Here is a 17,853-nt window from a genome sequence, read left to right on the forward strand (position 1 = left end):
ATCGCGATCCAACTCACGATGGCGGCAGGCATCACAGCAAATCACCTGGCGTAAGCTGCTCGCCTCGCCATTCAAAAGCCACTGGCGCTAGCACCTGGTCAATCTGCGACTCTTCCCACAGCGTGGCGAAGCTCTTGCCCGCGCCCGGGTGTATCCGATCCGGCGCGATCAGCGACAATGGCCACAAGACGAAGGCATTCTTGAGAATTTCCGCCCGCGGCAGGATCAAGCCGTCGAAGTTGCCGACCTGGTCGCCGTACAGCAAGACGTCAATGTCCAAGGGCAGCCCCTTGCGGTCCGGCGCATAACGACCATTGTCCGCCTCGATGAACTTGAGGCGACGATCAAGCTCCATCAAGGGCAGGTCCGTGAAGGCCGACACGACGAAATTGAAGAACGGCCCGCTCTTGATACCCACCGGCTGGCTCTCGAACACCGCTGAACAGCGTATGTCCACCAGGAAACCGGCGAGGGCTTCAAGGCCCGCACGCAAATGGGTTTCGCGCTCGATGTTGCTGCCGAGCCCGAGAAAAACCTGAATCAGCGACATCCGCGCTCGATCTCCACGCCCACTCCGCTGGCCGCCGGTACGGCGCCAGGCTTGGTCACTTTCAGACGCAGCCAAGTGATCTTGAACTCGTCCATCAGCTCCTGGGCCAGCCGTTCGGCGAAGGTTTCGACCAACTGGAACTGGGCCTGCTCGGCAAAGGCCTGGATACGCGACGATACGCTGGCATAGTCGAGCGCCAGGGTCAGGTCGTCGCCGGCGGCGGCCGGGCGATTATCCCAGGCGAAGCTCAAGTCCAGCCGCAGGCACTGTCGGATGCCACGCTCCCAGTCATAGGCACCGATTACCGTGTCAACTTCCAGGCCTTCGATAAACACTCTGTCCAAGCACTCTTCTCCGCAGCACGACAAGGGCGCGATGCCCCGTTAGAATCAGGGCGTCCTCGCCCGGAATAGTTAGCATGTCTTGGTTACTGGCGATCCTCGCCTACCTGCTCGGCTCGCTGTCCTTCGCCATTTTGCTCAGCCGCCTGACCGATCGCCCGGATCCACGAACGAGCGGCTCGGGCAACGCCGGCGCCACCAACATGCTACGCCTGGCCGGACGCAAACTGGCTGCCCTGACCCTGCTTGGCGACCTCTGCAAAGGCCTGGTGCCCGTATTGATCGCCAGCCTTGCAGGGCTCTCGTTGCAGCAACAGGCCTGGATCGGCGTTTGCGCGGTCATCGGCCATCTGTTCCCACTGTACTTTCGCTTCCGTGGCGGCAAGGGCGTCGCCACCGCCGCCGGCATGCTATTGGGCCTGTACCCGCCCGCAGCCCTGCTGGCCGTCGTGGCCTGGCTGCTGACGTTCTACCTGACCCGCACCAGCTCGCTGGCCGCGCTGATCGCCACACCGCTGACCCTGCCGCTCCTGGCCTGGCAGGAGCCGGCGGCCTTGCTGCCGATGAGCGTACTGGTCGCACTGATCGTCTGGCGCCATCGGGGCAATCTACGCGACCTGTTCGCCGGGCGCGAACGTCATTTCTAAATACAGCCTCAGAGCGGTGACAACTGCTCCATGGGCCAGCGCGCCTGCACACTGATCGCCAGGCTTTCACGCTGGCCGGCCTGCAGGCGCTGACAACCGGCAAAAGCGATCATCGCGCCGTTATCGGTGCAGAACTGCGGCCTGGCGTAGTAAACGTCGCCCTTCATGTCGCCGAGCATTTTCTCCAGCGAGACCCGCAAGGCCTTGTTCGCGCTCACGCCGCCGGCGATCACCAGGCGCTTGAGCCCGGCCTGCTTCAGGGCGCGCTTGCACTTGATGGTCAAAGTCTCCACCACGGCCTGCTGGAACGCCAGCGAGATGTCGCAACGGGCTTGCTCACCGTCGTCCCCGACGCTGACGCACTGTTGCCAGGTGTTCAGGGCGAAGGTTTTCAGGCCACTGAAGCTGAAATCGAGACCGGGCCGATCGCACATCGGACGCGGGAAGACGAAACGTCCTTCAACCCCTTGGGTCGCCAGCCGGGCGATTTCCGGCCCTCCCGGGTAATTGAGCCCCATCATTTTCGCAGTTTTGTCGAACGCCTCACCGGCGGCATCGTCCAGGGACTCGCCCATGAGCGCATATTGGCCAATGCCATCGACCCGGACGAGCTGGGTATGACCGCCCGACACCAACAAAGCGACGAACGGGAATTGCGGCGGTTGCGGCTCCAGCATCGGCGCCAGCAAATGGCCTTCCATGTGATGCACACCCAGGGCCGGAACGCCCCAGGCAAAGGCCAGCGCCTGGGCACAGGACGCGCCGACCAGCAGCGCCCCCACCAGGCCGGGACCTGCGGTATAGGCGACGGCGTCGATCTCGGTCGGCTGGCAGCCCGCGTCATCCAGTACCTGGCGAATCAAGGGCAGCATGCGCTTGACGTGATCGCGAGACGCAAGCTCGGGCACCACGCCGCCATAGGCGCGATGCAGGTCGATCTGGCTGAACAGCGCATCGGCCAGCAGGCCGCGCTCACTGTCGTAGAGTGCAACGCCGGTTTCGTCGCAGGAAGTTTCCAGTCCCAGTACTAGCATGGGTTTGCGCCTTGTAGCGGCTGAATTCGAAGGCGCGCATAATAGTCGCCGCGCTGTGCCCCGACCAGCGGTTTTCGATCAGAGGCTTTGCATTCCGAGCGTTGAAGGGTTAACATCCGCAACCCTTAAAAACCGACGTCTTCAAGTGCTCTTTTGCCGCGAGGATGTTGACCCCGGTAATGAATGAAGGTAGCTCTGGATGCCAGCCGTCAAAGTAAAAGAGAACGAACCCTTCGACGTAGCTCTGCGTCGTTTCAAGCGCTCCTGCGAAAAAGCCGGTGTTCTGGCTGAAGTTCGTAGCCGCGAATTCTATGAGAAGCCGACTTCCGAGCGTAAGCGCAAAGCAGCAGCCGCTGTTAAGCGTCACGCCAAGAAAGTTCAGCGCGAACAGCGCCGCGCCGTACGCCTGTACTAATACACAGTCGTTCGTAGCAAGCTTCTGCCAAGCCCGGCCCTCAAGCCGGGCTTATGGCATTTGCGGAATAACGCTTGATGCTTCACCGTCAAAGCCGCAGACGCGACCGAGACAACCCGCTTCACCGCGTCAGACCTGGCTTCTTGCCAGCGGTGCACGTCTTTTCTGACGAGCCTTCCAAGGCTGCCGACGAGCACACCCTGATTCCTCTAACGACGATCAGCCCAAGGCACTCCTCGCGTGCCCGCTTCATGAGCTATCCGAGGCCCGACGGCCGTTACCGGACTCAGCACAACATATTCAGAACATTCAGACCGACGAATACTGATAGTCATTAACGTCAGTGGATTATCGGCAGATACACTTTCCGACAGCGATGATGCAGACGAACCGGTCGAGCCACCGATCCATGGTGCCCCAAGACCTTGAACCGGTGCCGCCTGCTGACTTCGGGTTTCTTTTTCGCGCAGTGATGACGAGAACGCCATGGCCGGGCTGATTCCCCAGAGCTTTATTGACGACCTCCTGAACCGCACCGACATCGTCGACGTGGTCAGTTCTCGCCTGCAAATGAAAAAAGCGGGCAAGAACTACACGGCCTGCTGCCCGTTCCACAAAGAAAAAACCCCATCCTTCAGCGTCAGCCCCGACAAACAGTTCTATTACTGCTTCGGCTGCGGCGCTGGCGGCAATGCCCTCGGCTTCATCATGGACCACGACAACCTGGATTTCCCCCAGGCGGTCGAAGAACTGGCCAAAGCCGCCGGCATGGAAGTCCCCCGGGAGGAAAGCGGTCGACAGCACAAGCCACGCCAACCGACCGATTCACCGCTTTATCCGCTACTGTCAGCCGCAGCCGATTTTTACCGCCAGGCCCTCAAGAGCCATCCGGCACGCAAGGCCGCGGTGGACTACCTGAAAGGGCGCGGCCTGACGGGAGAAATAGCCCGGGACTTCGGTCTCGGCTTCGCCCCACCCGGCTGGGACAATCTGTACAAGCACTTGAGCAGCGACACGCTGCAGCAACGCGCCATGATCGACGCCGGCCTGCTGATCGAGAACGCCGAGACCGGCAAGCGCTACGACCGCTTCCGTGATCGAGTCATGTTCCCGATCCGCGACACCCGTGGCCGGATCATCGCTTTCGGTGGCCGGGTACTGGGCGACGACAAGCCCAAGTACCTGAACTCCCCGGAAACCCCGGTGTTCCATAAAGGCCAGGAACTCTATGGCCTGTACGAGGCGCGCAAGAATAACCGCAACCTCGACGAAATCATCGTCGTCGAGGGCTATATGGACGTGATCGCCCTAGCCCAGCAAGGTCTGCGCAACGCTGTCGCCACCTTGGGCACCGCCACCAGCGAAGAGCACATGAAGCGCCTGTTCCGCGTCGTGCCCAGCGTGCTGTTTTGCTTTGACGGCGACCAGGCGGGCCGCAACGCTGCCTGGCGTGCACTGGAAGCCACCCTGCCATGCCTGCAGGATGGCCGGCGGGCGCGCTTCCTGTTCTTGCCCGAAGGCGAGGACCCGGACACCCTGGTGCGCTCCGAAGGCACCGACGCGTTTCGCGCGAGGATCAACCAGCACGCGCAGCCGCTGGCCGATTATTTTTTCCAACAGTTGACCGAAGAGGCCGATCCACGCTCGCTCGAAGGCAAGGCCCACATGGCCACCCTCGCCGCGCCGCTGATCGACAAAGTGCCCGGCGCCAACCTGCGCGCGCTCATGCGCCAGCGCCTGAGCGAAATCACCGGGCTCAATAGCGAAGCGGTCAACCAACTGGTCCACAGCGCCCCTCAGGACGCGCCACCGGCCTACGATCCGGGCGTCGATTACGACGCGATACCGGATTACGCCGACTATCATCAATCTCAGCAGGACTACGCACCACAGCAGGAATGGACGCCCAAGAAACCCGGCAGCGGCGGCAAGAAATGGGACAAGAAGCCTTGGGACAAGAACGGCAAGCGCGGCGATCGCGACCAACCACGTGCCCCGCGCGTGCCAGCGGCCGTCGAACCACCAACGCTGGCCGCCTTGCGCACCTTGCTGCATCACCCGCAACTGGCGGAAAAGGTCGAGGACGCCGGGCACTTCGCCGATGAAGACCACAGCAACACACAGTTGCTGGTCGCGCTCCTCGAGGCCGTGCAGAAGAATCCCAGGCTAAACTCCTTCCAGTTGATCGCCCGGTGGCACGGTACCGAACAAGGGCGCTTGCTGAAAGCCTTGGCCGAGAAGGAGTGGCTGATTGAGGGAGACAACCTTGAACAACAGTTTTTCGACACCATTACTAGCTTGTCCGCCCGCCAACGCGAGCGAAACCTGGAGCAACTTCTGCGAAAAGCTCGTCAGAGCGAGTTGACCAGCGAAGAGAAAAACCAATTGCGCGACTTACTCAACCGCAATGTTCCCGAATCAAACCCGACCTCAACTGGCGCGTGAGGTCACAGCTCAGGTATAATCCTCGGCTTGTTTTTTGCCCGCCAAGACCTTCAGTGGATAGGGTGTTATGTCCGGAAAAGCGCAACAGCAGTCTCGTATCAAAGAGTTGATCCTATTGGGTCGTGAGCAGGGCTACCTGACTTACGCGGAGGTCAACGACCACCTGCCGGAGGATATTTCAGATCCGGAACAGGTGGAAGACATCATCCGCATGATCAACGACATGGGGATCAACGTATTCGAGGTTGCGCCAGATAAGGATGCCCTTATGCTGGCCGACGCCGATACCGACGAGGCGGCTGCTGAAGAAGCGGCTGCGGCGTTGGCGGCTGTCGAGACCGACATTGGTCGCACCACCGACCCCGTGCGCATGTACATGCGTGAAATGGGCACGGTAGAACTCCTCACACGTGAAGGCGAGATCGAAATCGCCAAGCGTATCGAAGAGGGCATCCGTGAAGTGATGGGCGCTATTGCGCACTTCCCTGGCACGGTTGAGCACATTCTCTCCGAGTACACCCGCGTCACCAGCGAAGGTGGCCGCCTGTCCGACGTCCTGAGCGGCTACATCGACCCGGATGACGGTACCACGCCGCCAGCCGCCGAAGTGCCACCACCGCTCGATTCGAAAGTCGACAAGGCCGACGACGACAACGACGACGAAGATGGCGAAGCCAGCGACGACGAAGAAGAAGCCGAAAGCGGTCCGGATCCGATCATCGCTGCCCAGCGTTTCGGCGCCGTGGCCGACCAGATGGAAATCACCCACAAGGCCCTGAAAAAGCACGGTCGCAACAACAAGCAGGCGATTGCCGAACTGTTGGCCCTGGCCGAGCTGTTCATGCCGATCAAGCTGGTGCCCAAGCAATTCGAAGGCCTGGTCGAGCGTGTTCGCAGCGCCCTGGATCGCCTGCGTCAGCAAGAGCGCGCGATCATGCAACTGTGCGTTCGTGACGCCCGCATGCCACGTGCCGATTTCCTGCGCCAGTTCCCAGGTAACGAAGTCGACGAAAGCTGGACCGATGCACTGGCCAAAGGCAAGAGCAAATACGCCGAAGCCGTTGCCCGCCTGCAACCGGACATCGTTCGTTGCCAGCAGAAGCTGAGCGCATTGGAGACCGAGACCGGCCTGAGCATCGCCGAGATCAAGGAAATCAACCGTCGCATGTCGATCGGCGAGGCCAAGGCCCGTCGCGCGAAGAAAGAGATGGTCGAAGCCAACTTGCGTCTGGTGATCTCCATCGCCAAGAAGTACACCAACCGCGGCCTGCAATTCCTCGACCTGATCCAGGAAGGCAACATCGGCCTGATGAAGGCGGTGGACAAGTTCGAATACCGTCGCGGCTACAAGTTCTCGACTTATGCCACCTGGTGGATTCGCCAGGCGATCACCCGCTCGATCGCCGACCAGGCCCGCACCATTCGTATCCCGGTGCACATGATCGAAACGATCAACAAGCTCAACCGTATTTCCCGCCAGATGCTGCAGGAAATGGGTCGCGAACCGACCCCGGAAGAGCTGGGTGAACGCATGGAGATGCCCGAGGACAAGATCCGCAAGGTGTTGAAGATCGCCAAAGAGCCAATCTCGATGGAAACCCCGATCGGCGACGATGAAGACTCCCACCTGGGTGATTTCATCGAAGACTCCACCATGCAGTCGCCGATCGATGTCGCCACCGTCGAGAGTCTCAAGGAAGCGACTCGTGAAGTACTCTCCGGCCTCACCGCCCGTGAAGCCAAGGTACTGCGCATGCGCTTCGGCATCGACATGAATACCGACCACACCCTCGAGGAAGTCGGTAAGCAGTTCGACGTGACCCGTGAGCGGATCCGTCAGATCGAAGCCAAGGCGTTGCGCAAGCTGCGCCACCCGACGCGAAGCGAGCACCTGCGCTCCTTCCTCGACGAGTGATCCTCCCAAAACCCCCGGCCCTGCCCGGGGGTTTTGCCATCTGCCGATAAAATCCCCTGCGTCACCTTCCTCCTGACCCTGTTGCCCGTCTACACTCGAAACATCCGCCCCCAGCCATGACGAGGCAGTGATGCCCAGACTGACGGCCTTGTTTTTGCTGTCGCTGATGACCTGGACCGCAACAGCTGGCGCATTGACGCTCACCGACGAGGAGCTCCGCTGGCTCAAAAGCCACCCTGACTTGCGCCTGGGTGTCGATGCCTCATGGCCGCCATTCGAATTTCGCGACGACAAGGGCCGTTACCAGGGGCTGGCCGCCGACTATATCGATGTCATCCGTGGCCGCCTGGCGATCAAGTTCACCCCTGTGGAGCCGGCCAACTGGACCGAGGTACTGGAACAGGTCGCGCAGGGCAAGATCGATCTCCTGCCTGGCATCATGTCCACCCCCGAACGCCAGAACTACCTGGCATTCACCCGCCCCTATCTCGACTTCCCGATCGTTATCCTGGCCCATCAGAATGGCGCCCGCCCGCACAACATCGAGGAACTGTACGGACTGAAGATAGCCGTCGTGGAGAACTATGCACCCCACGAACTGCTGCGCACCCGCCATCCCGACCTGAATCTGGTGGCGCTGCCCAGTGTCAGTTCAGCCTTGCAAGCCCTGGCGAACAATGAAGTGGATGCGATGGTGGGCGACCTGGCCTCCAGTGTCTGGAGCCTGCGCCAACTCAAGCTCGACGGGCTCTACGTCAGCGGACAAACCCCCTATCGCTACCAACTGGCGATGGCCGTCCCGCGCGATAACAAAATGTTGGTGGGCATCTTGGACAAGGTCCTGGCAGACATGACCCCGGCCCAGATCAACGAGATCCAGGACAAATGGGTCGGCGACGTACGCGACTACCGCCAGCTATGGTCAGACCTGTTGTTCTATGGTGTGCCAGGACTGGCCTTGTTGGTCGGCATACTGGTCGTTGTGATTCGCATCAACCGTCGCCTCAGTTCGGAAATTGCCCGACGTGTCGACCTGGAACAGGAACTGCGCAGCAGCGAATATCATTATCGGGGCCTGGTGGAGAGCCTGTCGGCGATTGCCTGGGAGGCCAAGGTCAGCGATTACACCTACAGTTATGTGTCCCCCCATGCCGAGGAACTGCTGGGCTACCCCCTCGCCCATTGGCTGATCCCAGGTTTCTGGCGCAATATCATTCATCCGGCCGACCTGATCCGCACCGAGACTTATTGCGATCAGGAAATCAGTGCCGGTCGCGACCATTGCGTTGATTATCGCGTGATCACCGCCGATGGACGCTGCCTGTGGGTGCGCGACCTTGTCAGCCTGATCGAGCACGGGCATGAGCCGGTGTTGCGGGGGCTGATGATCGACATCAGCGAAACCAAGCGCACCGAGGAAGCCCTGCGCCTCTCGGAACAGAAGTTCGCTTCGGTGTTCCGCCAGTGTCCGGATATCCTGGTGATAGCGCGCCTGCTGGATGGCTGCCTGTTGGAAGTGAACACCGCTTTCGAAGAACAGATCGGCCTGAGCGCCGCGCAGGTAAGGGGCAAAACTGCAACCGAATTGAACATCTGGGGTATCCAGGACGCCGGCCCCGAACTGTTGCAGCGCTTGCAAGCCGGCAGCATCCGCAACCTGGAAATGCCCTTTCGCCGCAACAACGGCCAGATGTTCACCGGGCTGATTTCCGCCGAGCCCTTCGACCTCGATACGACACCCGCCCTGGTCGTGGTGGTGCGCGACATCAGTCAGCTCAAGGAAACCCAGCAGCAGCTGCAGACCTCCGAAGAAAAATTCGCCAAGGCGTTCCATGCCTCACCTGACGGCTTGTTGATATCTCGACAAAGTGACGGGCTGCTGATCGAGGTGAATGAAGGCTTCAGCCGCCTGACCGGTTTCAACAGTGCCTTGTCAGTGGACCGCTCGGCCCTGGAACTGGGTCTCTGGGTCAACCTCAACGAGCGTCGGCAAATGCTCGAGCTTTTGCAACGCGATGGCTTCGTGAAGGACTTCAGGTGCCATATCCGGCGCAACGACGGACAGATACGACTCTGTGAGGTTTCCAGTCGCCCGCTGCCTATCGGCAATGAAGACTGCATGCTGACCATCGCACGAGACATCACCGAACGCTACTTGATGCAGGAAAAGCTGCAACAGGCCGCCACCGTATTCGAAAGCACCGCCGAAGGCGTGCTGATCACCGATACACAACAGCACATCAGCGCGGTGAACCGCGCCTTCACCGAAATCACCGGCTACAGCGAAACCGAAGCCCTGGGCCACACTCCGCGGCTGCTGGCTTCCGGCCTGCATGACAGCGCGTTCTATGCGGCCATGTGGCACCAGTTGACTGACGAGGGGCATTGGCAAGGGGAGATATCCAACCGGCGCAAGAACGGCGAGCTTTACCCCAGTTGGCTGACCATCAGCGCGGTGCGCAACCGGGACCGGCAGACCACGCATTTCGTCGCGGTCTTCGCCGATATCTCCAGCCTCAAGCACGCCCAGGCGCGACTCGATTACCAGGCGCACCATGATCCCCTCACCGGGCTGCCGAATCGTACACTGTTCGAAAGCCGCTTGCTGACGGCCCTCAACAGCCAACAGGAGAACGGCGGCCAGGGTGCGGTGTTGTTCCTGGACCTGGACCGCTTCAAACATATCAATGACAGCCTCGGACACCCGGTGGGCGACCTGCTGCTCAAAGGCATCGCCGTACGTTTGCGCGAACAGCTACGGGACATCGACACCGTCGCACGCCTGGGCGGCGACGAGTTCATTATCCTGTTGCCAGGCCTGCAACAACCCAGCGATGCCGAACACATCGCACAAAAGCTGTTGAACTGCTTCGCCGCCCCTTTCCAGGCAGGCGAGCATGAGTTTTTCATCAGCGCCAGCATTGGCACCAGCCTGTACCCGAAGGACGGCTGCGATGTCGCCACGCTGATCAAGAACGCCGACGCGGCCATGTACCGCTCCAAGGCCAAGGGCCGCAACCGGGTCGAAAGCTACACCTGCGACCTCACCGCCCAAGCCAGCGAACGCGTGGCCTTGGAACACGAGCTGCGGCGGGCAATCGAGCGCAACGAGTTGTCACTGGCTTTCCAGCCAAAGATCAGCCTCGACGACAACCGGCTGGTGGGGGCCGAAGCACTGATTCGCTGGACCCACCCCACCTTTGGCGACGTGCCTCCGGAACACTTCATTCCGCTGGCCGAAGAAAACGGCATGATCCTGCAAATCGGCGATTGGGTGCTGGAAAACGCCTGCCGGCAGCTATGCGAATGGAACAACACCTACGCAAGTCTGGGCCCGTTATCGGTCAACCTGGCCGGCGCCCAACTGCGCCAGCCCAACCTGCTGGTACGTATCGAACAACTGCTGCGGGAGAACCAGCTCCGACCCGGCCTGTTGCAATTGGAAATCACCGAAAACTTCATCATGAGCCAGACCGAAGAAGCCCTGACGGTGCTGCATCAATTGAAAAAGCTCGGCGTTCAACTGGCCATTGACGATTTCGGCACCGGCTACTCATCCCTGAGCTACCTCAAGCGCCTGCCGCTGGACATCCTCAAGATCGACCAATCCTTCGTCCGCGGCCTACCCGACGACCCACACGACGCCGCTATCGTGCGGGCAATCATCGCCCTGGGCCGCAGCATGCAATTCACCATCATCGCCGAGGGAGTCGAAACCCTGGCCCAACAGCAATTCCTGGCCGAAGAAGGTTGCGAACAGATCCAGGGCTTCATTGTCAGCCTGCCCCTGTGCGCCGACGAGTTCGCCGCTACGTTTCTGCGTGTGACCGTATCGGATTTTTCGGATAGCACAGCCGAGAAACCGTCGCTATAATCCGCGGCCTACTGAGGGCCTATAGCTCAGTCGGTTAGAGCAGAGGACTCATAATCCTTTGGTCCACGGTTCGAGTCCGTGTGGGCCCACCATCTTGAAAGCCGCGCATTGCGCGGCTTTCGCGTTTCAGCGCGCAGGAAAACCCTGTCACTCGTCACTCGCTACCGGGGGGACAGCCCTCACGGCAGCCACGACGCGTGACGCTGATTTTCCGGTACTGCGCGGTGGCCGGCCTTTTCAGCTCCAGTTGTGTCATGCAGACCGCAGGATCGTTGAGCGCGAGTGTTTTAAGGTGGTTTACATCCATTTCCCACCATCGACTCGCCAATAGGCGCTCGATCATTTCGGGGGGGTGCCTGAAACGCACCACCTTCGCCGGAACCCCGGCAACAATGGCGTACGGCGGCACATCCTCAACCACGACAGCCCGCGTCGCGATCACCGCGCCCGTGCCGACGGTGACGCCCTCGAGAATCATCGCGTTGCTTCCTATCCATACATCATGGCCAATCGTCGCCATGTCGGTTCTGGCGTGGTAAGTCAGTGCAGAGGCGGTGTATTGGAATGGATGGGAGCTGAGCCAAGTGGTGGGATGGGTATGTTTTTCCTGCCCGATGACCACCCCCGTTCCCATGGAACAAAAGCGGCCGATCGATGACACCAGGGAAAGGTGGCTTTCACTGCGGATATAAGTATGGGCACCGATCATGAGGTGTGGTGAATCGATGTCGACGTGCCCCAGGGCCACACCTTCTTCCAGGATCAACTCGGTTCTTTTGCTCAGCGAAAGGACCCCACCCGCCAGCTTGCAGTTGCGCTTTTTTATCCAGCGTTTCCAATAGAAATTTCTTAGCGAATCCAATTCCAACTAACCCACAGGCTGCGACAACGACGCATAGTCTAAAGCGATTGCGTAGGGATGGGTGGACGTAATGTCAGGTCGCTCTCAAAGGGCCACACAAGTGCCTGTTTTCTTTATCGTGCTGGATATTTCGATGAGGCCAAACGACACTAACTGCCCCTCATTCCCAGCCTCCAACGAGATCCTCATCATCGCCAGCCCCAGCCTCTCCCGACTGTTCCTCGAACTGCTATGGCAAATCAGCGTGCTGGTCGTGCCGGCCTTTTTCGTCACAGTATTACCACCCATCCTCGCGTTTTTGGTGGTGCTGTTTTTCGGACTGTTGATGGCGATAGCGGCGCGCCTGGGCCGGCTATCCGTCGGGCGCGGTTGTGCACGGTTGATGATCAGCGCGGTATTTGGCCTGGGTTTCAGCCTGGGCAGGGCCTTGCCAGAGTGGTGGGACATTCTGGTGCCCATGGTCAGCATCTTCGGCGGGCTCGCGTGTGTCAGTGTCTGGGAGCGACGCCTTGGCCTGGCAAAAGAGAGTGTCAAGGGACCAAGCGCCTGGGGCGGGAGCGAGCCGCAACACACCCCTGAAGGCGAACCGATCCGGGTGTTCAACCATGGAGAAATCGCGATGGGTGGCCCCACTTATTGCGACTATCTGTTCCCCGACGGCGTGCTTCTGCAAGGTCTGGGTCCCTCGGCGGTGTTCTCCAGCGACGGACGTTATTTTGCCGCGACCGTACCGTCCCGGCAGAGCTGGGGACTGGTGCTCCTCGACCGTCAGCAGCGTCAGGTCTATCGCTGCGCCGACAGCGAGTTCTGGGAGTTGGATACCTTTGATCTCGACGCCCTGAACGGGCGCCACAGTCCACTGGTGGATGACAGCATTCGCCAGACCCGACTCGATGAGCTGTTGCAAACGGCCAGCGTCAGCCAACTGATGCCCGTCGCCGATCTCTGGCTGGAGCCCGATTGGGATCCGCAACGTGTTCCGCGGAGCTTCGAGCGGCGCTCTGCCGACGGCCGACAATGCCTGACGGGCGAGATTCTACTGCCCGCGACTTTCCGCGACCTCGATCAGCCGCTGCAACCGCTGCTGTCGCCATGCTATGCCGTCAGCGTCAACGGCCAGCCATCCGGCCTGTTGATGGCGGCCGATACGCCTCTGGTGTGGAGCACCGATCAGCGTGCCCTGGTGTGTCAGGCTCAGGAACAAACCGGTCACCCCAACGGTGACCGGTATTGGTTGTGGCAAGTCGACGAGGGCTGGCGCGCGCTCCCCTCGCCTTGGGTACGGAGTGATGCCGAGCCGTCTTTTTATTGGCATGAGGTGTTGAGCCTCGACGCGCACCGTGTGCATATCGGCGCATACCTCGACTACCCACGTCCATCCCAGGGCCGGTATGGCTATCGCCTGGACAGCATCCACAGCGACACCGAAACCCAGACCAGCCATGACGCCCAAGGGCGCGTGCAAGTGGCGCAATTCAAGCTGACCCGCATGGCGCTGGCGATGCCGCTGGACAGTTCGGGCCGACGAGGCGATTCGTGCATCGAGACACAGCCGATGTTGGGGGGCGTATGCGCTCAACTGACTTGGCTTGCCGACAATCGCGACGGCCTCGGCGGTTATCGCTGCCAGATCGGTGACTGGCATCTGCCGGGCCATTGGCTGCTGGATCACCGGGTCTCGGATTGCGGGCGCTACCTGGCGCTGCTGCCGTTCGAAGGCGCAACTCGGGTGACAACCCATGCAGCGGTCGCGGACCTGAAGGAACGCCGCTTGCTGGAGGGGCCGACCATGTGGGTCGCTCGCCTGCTGGATTTCCGCGATGGCCGCCTGAGCCTGGCGGTGGTCGAGGGCCGTCTGGATCAAGGCCTGGACAGCAGCCCGCTGCAACGCTTCAACGTCCCCGCACCGTCGGCCGGTGGCGATCCGTCGTTCTGTCTTCCCGACGAGCAATACCAGCTGTTCTACAACACGGTGGAACTGCAACCGGACGAAGCTCAACTGCGCCGCGTCGCCCCCTGGCGCCTGGTGGACCGCCCGCAAGCCGCGACCGCCGAAGGGGATTTCATCCAGCCTGCACCGGGCCAGCAGGATGCTGCCTGGCTATTTGGCAGCGAAACGGAATACGCCGACAGTTGGGTACGTGCGGGTACACCCCGGCTCGGCGGCCATCTACTGACGGCCTCGGGCTGCGCGCTGACAGAACTCGCCCCCTCGATGATCTGGTCCGCCGATGGCCGTTATCTGGCCTTGACCTGCCTGATGACGGACGTGGCAGAACATTGTGGCGATTATCGAGGCTGGCGATTGCTGCTTCTCGATGTGCAGGCCCACACGCTGCGGGTCCATTCGCAATGGCTGGGGCACCGGCCGCTGTACGAAGGCTTCGACGATGAACACCTGCACGTGCGTTGTTTCGAACGGGATTGGGAAGCCGAAGATGATCAAGACCCCGGCTCGATCCAATCATTGCCCCTGGCGCTCTTGCTGAAACAACCGCCGGAACAGCTGGTGTGCCAGGACGGCCGCTGGTTCAGGCCCGCGCAGGTGCACCTGGCTCCGGCCTGGCGAGCGTTGGCTTTGCCTGACATTGGCTATTTCGAACCCGAGAGCCTGTAACATGCCCGTCATTGATGACTGCGCCGGAGCCCACCTTGCCTGACACCCGCCCTCCCGTCCTCGACGAAATCGATCGTCAACTGATCGCCGCCCTGCAAATCAATGCCCGGGAAAGCGTCGCCATGCTCGCCCGGCAACTGGGCATCGCCCGCACGACCGTGACCTCGCGACTGGCGCGCCTGGAAAAGACCAAGGTGATTACCGGCTATGGCGTGCGCCTGGGGCAACGGGTCATCGACGGTGGCTTGCAGGCTTATGTTGGCATCACGGTCCAGCCACGCTCCGGCAAGGACGTACTGCGCCGCTTGAGCGCCATGGCCCAGGTCCAGCAATTGTGCGCGGTCAGCGGCGAGTTCGATTACGTGGCCTGGCTACGCACGGACTCGCCGGAGCAACTGGATCAGTTGCTGGACCAGATCGGCAGCGTGGACGGGGTGGAGAAGACCACCACGTCGATCATTCTCAGCAGCAAGATTGATCGAGGGCAGCCGGTTTAAGCCCCAGACGGACAACGCCCATCATGTGTGTTGGGCGAAATTTTCGATTCTGACCTGCCCCTCCGGGAAGGTCGCGATAATCTCCAACTCGCCGCCCATGGCACGTATGTAGTTGCGCAAGGTGCTGATGTACATGTCCGTACGGCGCTCCATTTTCGAGACTGCCGCCTGGTTGATATGCAGTGCCTTGGCCAAGGCGTCCTGGCTCAATTCCTGCGCTTGACGCAACTCGTGCAACGGCATTTCTGCACGCAACTTCTGATACAGAGCCTGCGTTCGAGCCTGAGACTCAGGCGAACGGCGCTCCACCAAGTCGGAAAATTTCTTAGCCATTGTCAAAGCCCTCTCTCTTCAGTACTTCCAAGTGCTCGTCGTAGAGGCGTTCGGCCAACGGTACGTGTTTCTGGTACCAGCGGTCCTGACCAGTCTTGTCTCCGCCAATCAGCAGGATGGCGCAACGACGTGAATCAAACGCATAGAGAACACGATAAGGCCTGCCCGCGTGTTGTATCCGTAACTCCCGAAGGTTGCCACGGCGTGAACCTTTGATATCACTGGAGTGAGGAAAGCCCAGGTGCGGCCCGGCATCGCCAAGCAGCATCACTGCGACCTGCACGGAGTCTTGCTCGGATTCACAGAGACCGTTCCACTACCTCTCAAACTCATCGGTGTATTCAACATCCCATTTCATTCAAATATGCCACCCAAGATATATAACCTCAAGGGAATAACCATAGGAGCGTCGGCAGGTATCTGCCCCTATCGATCGCGCAGACAATTGTTAAGGAGAGTTTCTGTGGGAGCGGATTTCGTCATTACGACGGTTTAATACATCAGAATGACTAACATATACTCAAAACGACGACACATTGTGTCTTATTAACGTATCCCCCGCTCCCTAGAATGGCTGGCATCTTTCCTATACTCAGACGCGACGCTGCGTCGAGCCTCATCAAGGTCAGCCATGAACAAGAACAATCGCCACCCAGCAGACGGTAAAAAGCCCATCACCATTTTCGGGCCGGACTTTCCTTTCGCCTTTGATGAGTGGATCGAACATCCCGCCGGTCTGGGCAGTATCCCGGCCCATAACCACGGTGCGGAAGTGGCGATCGTCGGGGCCGGGATCGCCGGCCTGGTGGCGGCCTATGAATTGATGAAGCAGGGCCTCAAGCCGGTGGTCTACGAGGCGTCGAAGATGGGGGGGCGCCTGCGCTCGCAGGCGTTCAACGGCGCCGAAGGGGTGATTGCCGAGCTGGGAGGCATGCGCTTTCCGGTGTCGTCCACGGCCTTCTACCACTACGTCGACAAACTGGGGCTGGAAACCAAGCCGTTCCCCAACCCGCTGACCCCCGCGTCGGGAAGCACGGTCATCGATCTGGAAGGCCAGACCTATTACGCCCGGAAACTGGCGGACCTGCCCGCCCTGTTCCAGGAAGTGGCCGACGCCTGGGCCGACGCCCTGGAGGACGGTTCGCGTTTCAGCGAGATCCAGCAAGCGATCCGCGACCGCGACGTACCGCGCCTCAAGGAACTCTGGAACACCCTGGTGCCGCTGTGGGACGACCGCACCTTCTATGACTTCGTCGCCACCTCCAAGGCATTCGCCAAGCTTTCGTTCCAGCACCGTGAAGTGTTCGGCCAGGTCGGCTTCGGCACGGGTGGCTGGGATTCGGACTTCCCCAACTCGATGCTGGAAATCTTCCGCGTCGTGATGACCAACTGCGACGACCACCAGCACCTGGTGGTCGGCGGCGTCGAACAGGTCCCCCATGGCATCTGGAAACACGTACCGGAACGCTGCGCACATTGGCCGCAAGGCACCAGCCTGAGCTCGTTGCACCTGGGCGCCCCCCGCAGCGGCGTGAAACGCATCGCCCGTGCCGACGATGGCCGGTTCAGCGTGACCGATGTCTGGGGAGATACCCGCGAGTATGCCGCGGTGCTGGTCACCTGCCAGAGCTGGCTCCTTACCACCCAGATCGAATGTGAAGAAGCGTTGTTCTCGCAAAAGATGTGGATGGCCCTGGACCGCACCCGCTACATGCAATCATCGAAGACCTTCGTGATGGTCGACCGGCCGTTCTGGAAGGACAAGGACCCGGAAACCGGCCGCGACCTCATGAGCATGACCCTCACCGACCGTCTCACCCGCGGCACGTACCTGTTCGACAACGGCGACGACAAGCCAGGGGTCATTTGCCTGTCGTACTCCTGGATGAGCGACGCGTTGAAGATGCTGCCGCACCCGGTGGAAAAACGCGTCAAACTGGCCCTCGACGCCTTGAAGAAGATCTACCCCAAGGTCGACATCGCGGCGCGGATCATCGGCGATCCGATCACCGTATCCTGGGAAGCCGACCCGCATTTCCTCGGTGCATTCAAGGGCGCCCTGCCCGGCCACTACCGCTACAACCAGCGCATGTATGCGCATTTCATGCAGGACGACATGCCAGCCGAACAAAAAGGGATCTTTATCGCCGGCGATGACGTCTCATGGACACCCGCCTGGGTCGAAGGCGCCGTACAGACCTCGCTCAACGCCGTGTGGGGCATCATGAAGCACTTCGGCGGTGAAACTCACGCCGCCAACCCCGGCCCAGGTGATGTGTTCCATGAGATCGGGCCGATTGCCCTGCCCGAATAAGGAGTTGTC

At 60.7% G+C, this 17,853-nt stretch carries 13 protein-coding genes, 1 tRNA gene and 1 pseudogene; 9 read left to right on the plus strand and 6 right to left on the minus strand.

Going from position 1 to position 17,853, the window contains the following annotated elements; all coding sequences use genetic code 11:
- Window positions 1-31 precede the first annotated feature (31 nt).
- Window positions 32-550, minus strand: a complete 519-nt coding sequence (gene folK, locus N4Q37_RS23610; protein WP_260962172.1) for a 2-amino-4-hydroxy-6-hydroxymethyldihydropteridine diphosphokinase — start codon at window positions 548-550, stop codon at window positions 32-34.
- Entirely contained in the window at window positions 541-894 is a 354-nt protein-coding gene (folB, locus tag N4Q37_RS23615; protein ID WP_039590767.1) for a dihydroneopterin aldolase, read from the minus strand. The genes folK and folB overlap by 10 nt, the downstream gene beginning before the upstream one ends.
- Before the next feature lie 74 nt (window positions 895-968).
- Between folB and plsY the strand changes: the two genes are divergently transcribed.
- Window positions 969-1,538 (plus strand): glycerol-3-phosphate 1-O-acyltransferase PlsY, encoded by a 570-nt coding sequence (gene plsY / locus N4Q37_RS23620; protein WP_260962176.1) that lies wholly within the window; start codon window positions 969-971, stop codon window positions 1,536-1,538.
- Window positions 1,539-1,546: 8 nt separating this feature from the next.
- Here plsY and tsaD read toward each other — a convergent pair whose 3' ends face one another.
- Complete coding sequence (gene tsaD, locus N4Q37_RS23625) at window positions 1,547-2,572, minus strand: tRNA (adenosine(37)-N6)-threonylcarbamoyltransferase complex transferase subunit TsaD (protein WP_260962178.1); 1,026 nt, start codon at window positions 2,570-2,572, stop codon at window positions 1,547-1,549.
- A 199-nt stretch (window positions 2,573-2,771) separates the two neighbouring features.
- On the opposite strand from tsaD, the gene rpsU reads away from it, so the two are divergent.
- From rpsU to N4Q37_RS23650, 5 genes are all read left to right on the plus strand, one after another.
- Window positions 2,772-2,987, plus strand: a complete 216-nt coding sequence (gene rpsU / locus N4Q37_RS23630; protein ID WP_002551877.1) for a 30S ribosomal protein S21 — start codon at window positions 2,772-2,774, stop codon at window positions 2,985-2,987.
- A gap of 486 nt (window positions 2,988-3,473) precedes the next feature.
- Window positions 3,474-5,432: a DNA primase gene (gene dnaG, locus N4Q37_RS23635; protein ID WP_260962181.1), complete on the plus strand. Its 1,959-nt coding sequence runs from the start codon at window positions 3,474-3,476 to the stop codon at window positions 5,430-5,432.
- A gap of 67 nt (window positions 5,433-5,499) precedes the next feature.
- Complete coding sequence (gene rpoD / locus N4Q37_RS23640; RefSeq protein ID WP_260962182.1) at window positions 5,500-7,347, plus strand: RNA polymerase sigma factor RpoD; 1,848 nt, start codon at window positions 5,500-5,502, stop codon at window positions 7,345-7,347.
- Between the two features lie 130 nt (window positions 7,348-7,477).
- On the plus strand, window positions 7,478-11,221 hold the full coding sequence (locus tag N4Q37_RS23645; protein ID WP_260962184.1) for a bifunctional diguanylate cyclase/phosphodiesterase: 3,744 nt from the start codon (window positions 7,478-7,480) through the stop codon (window positions 11,219-11,221).
- A gap of 15 nt (window positions 11,222-11,236) precedes the next feature.
- Window positions 11,237-11,313 (plus strand) — tRNA-Ile (locus N4Q37_RS23650).
- Between the two features lie 62 nt (window positions 11,314-11,375).
- Here the strand turns inward: N4Q37_RS23650 and N4Q37_RS23655 are convergent.
- Window positions 11,376-12,083, minus strand: a complete 708-nt coding sequence (locus tag N4Q37_RS23655) for a CatB-related O-acetyltransferase (RefSeq protein ID WP_260962210.1) — start codon at window positions 12,081-12,083, stop codon at window positions 11,376-11,378.
- Between the two features lie 133 nt (window positions 12,084-12,216).
- On the opposite strand from N4Q37_RS23655, the gene N4Q37_RS23660 reads away from it, so the two are divergent.
- A complete protein-coding gene (locus tag N4Q37_RS23660; RefSeq protein ID WP_260962186.1) occupies window positions 12,217-14,700 on the plus strand; it encodes a hypothetical protein in 2,484 nt (827 codons plus the stop codon).
- Window positions 14,701-14,735: 35 nt separating this feature from the next.
- Window positions 14,736-15,197 (plus strand): Lrp/AsnC family transcriptional regulator, encoded by a 462-nt coding sequence (locus N4Q37_RS23665; protein ID WP_260962188.1) that lies wholly within the window; start codon window positions 14,736-14,738, stop codon window positions 15,195-15,197.
- A 21-nt stretch (window positions 15,198-15,218) separates the two neighbouring features.
- Here N4Q37_RS23665 and N4Q37_RS23670 read toward each other — a convergent pair whose 3' ends face one another.
- Both N4Q37_RS23670 and N4Q37_RS23675 read right to left on the minus strand, forming a co-directional pair.
- Window positions 15,219-15,530: a helix-turn-helix domain-containing protein gene (locus N4Q37_RS23670; RefSeq protein WP_260962190.1), complete on the minus strand. Its 312-nt coding sequence runs from the start codon at window positions 15,528-15,530 to the stop codon at window positions 15,219-15,221.
- A pseudogene (locus N4Q37_RS23675) lies at window positions 15,523-15,888 on the minus strand (type II toxin-antitoxin system RelE/ParE family toxin). Before N4Q37_RS23675 ends, N4Q37_RS23670 begins: the two are co-directional and overlap by 8 nt.
- A 273-nt stretch (window positions 15,889-16,161) precedes the next feature.
- Between N4Q37_RS23675 and N4Q37_RS23680 the strand changes: the two are divergent.
- Window positions 16,162-17,844 carry a flavin monoamine oxidase family protein gene (locus N4Q37_RS23680; protein WP_260962192.1) on the plus strand — a complete coding sequence of 561 codons (1,683 nt, stop codon included), beginning with the start codon at window positions 16,162-16,164 and terminating at the stop codon, window positions 17,842-17,844.
- Window positions 17,845-17,853 lie beyond the last annotated feature (9 nt).

The organism is Pseudomonas citri, assembly GCF_025336485.1.
GTDB classification, from domain to species: Bacteria; Pseudomonadota; Gammaproteobacteria; order Pseudomonadales; family Pseudomonadaceae; genus Aquipseudomonas; species Aquipseudomonas citri.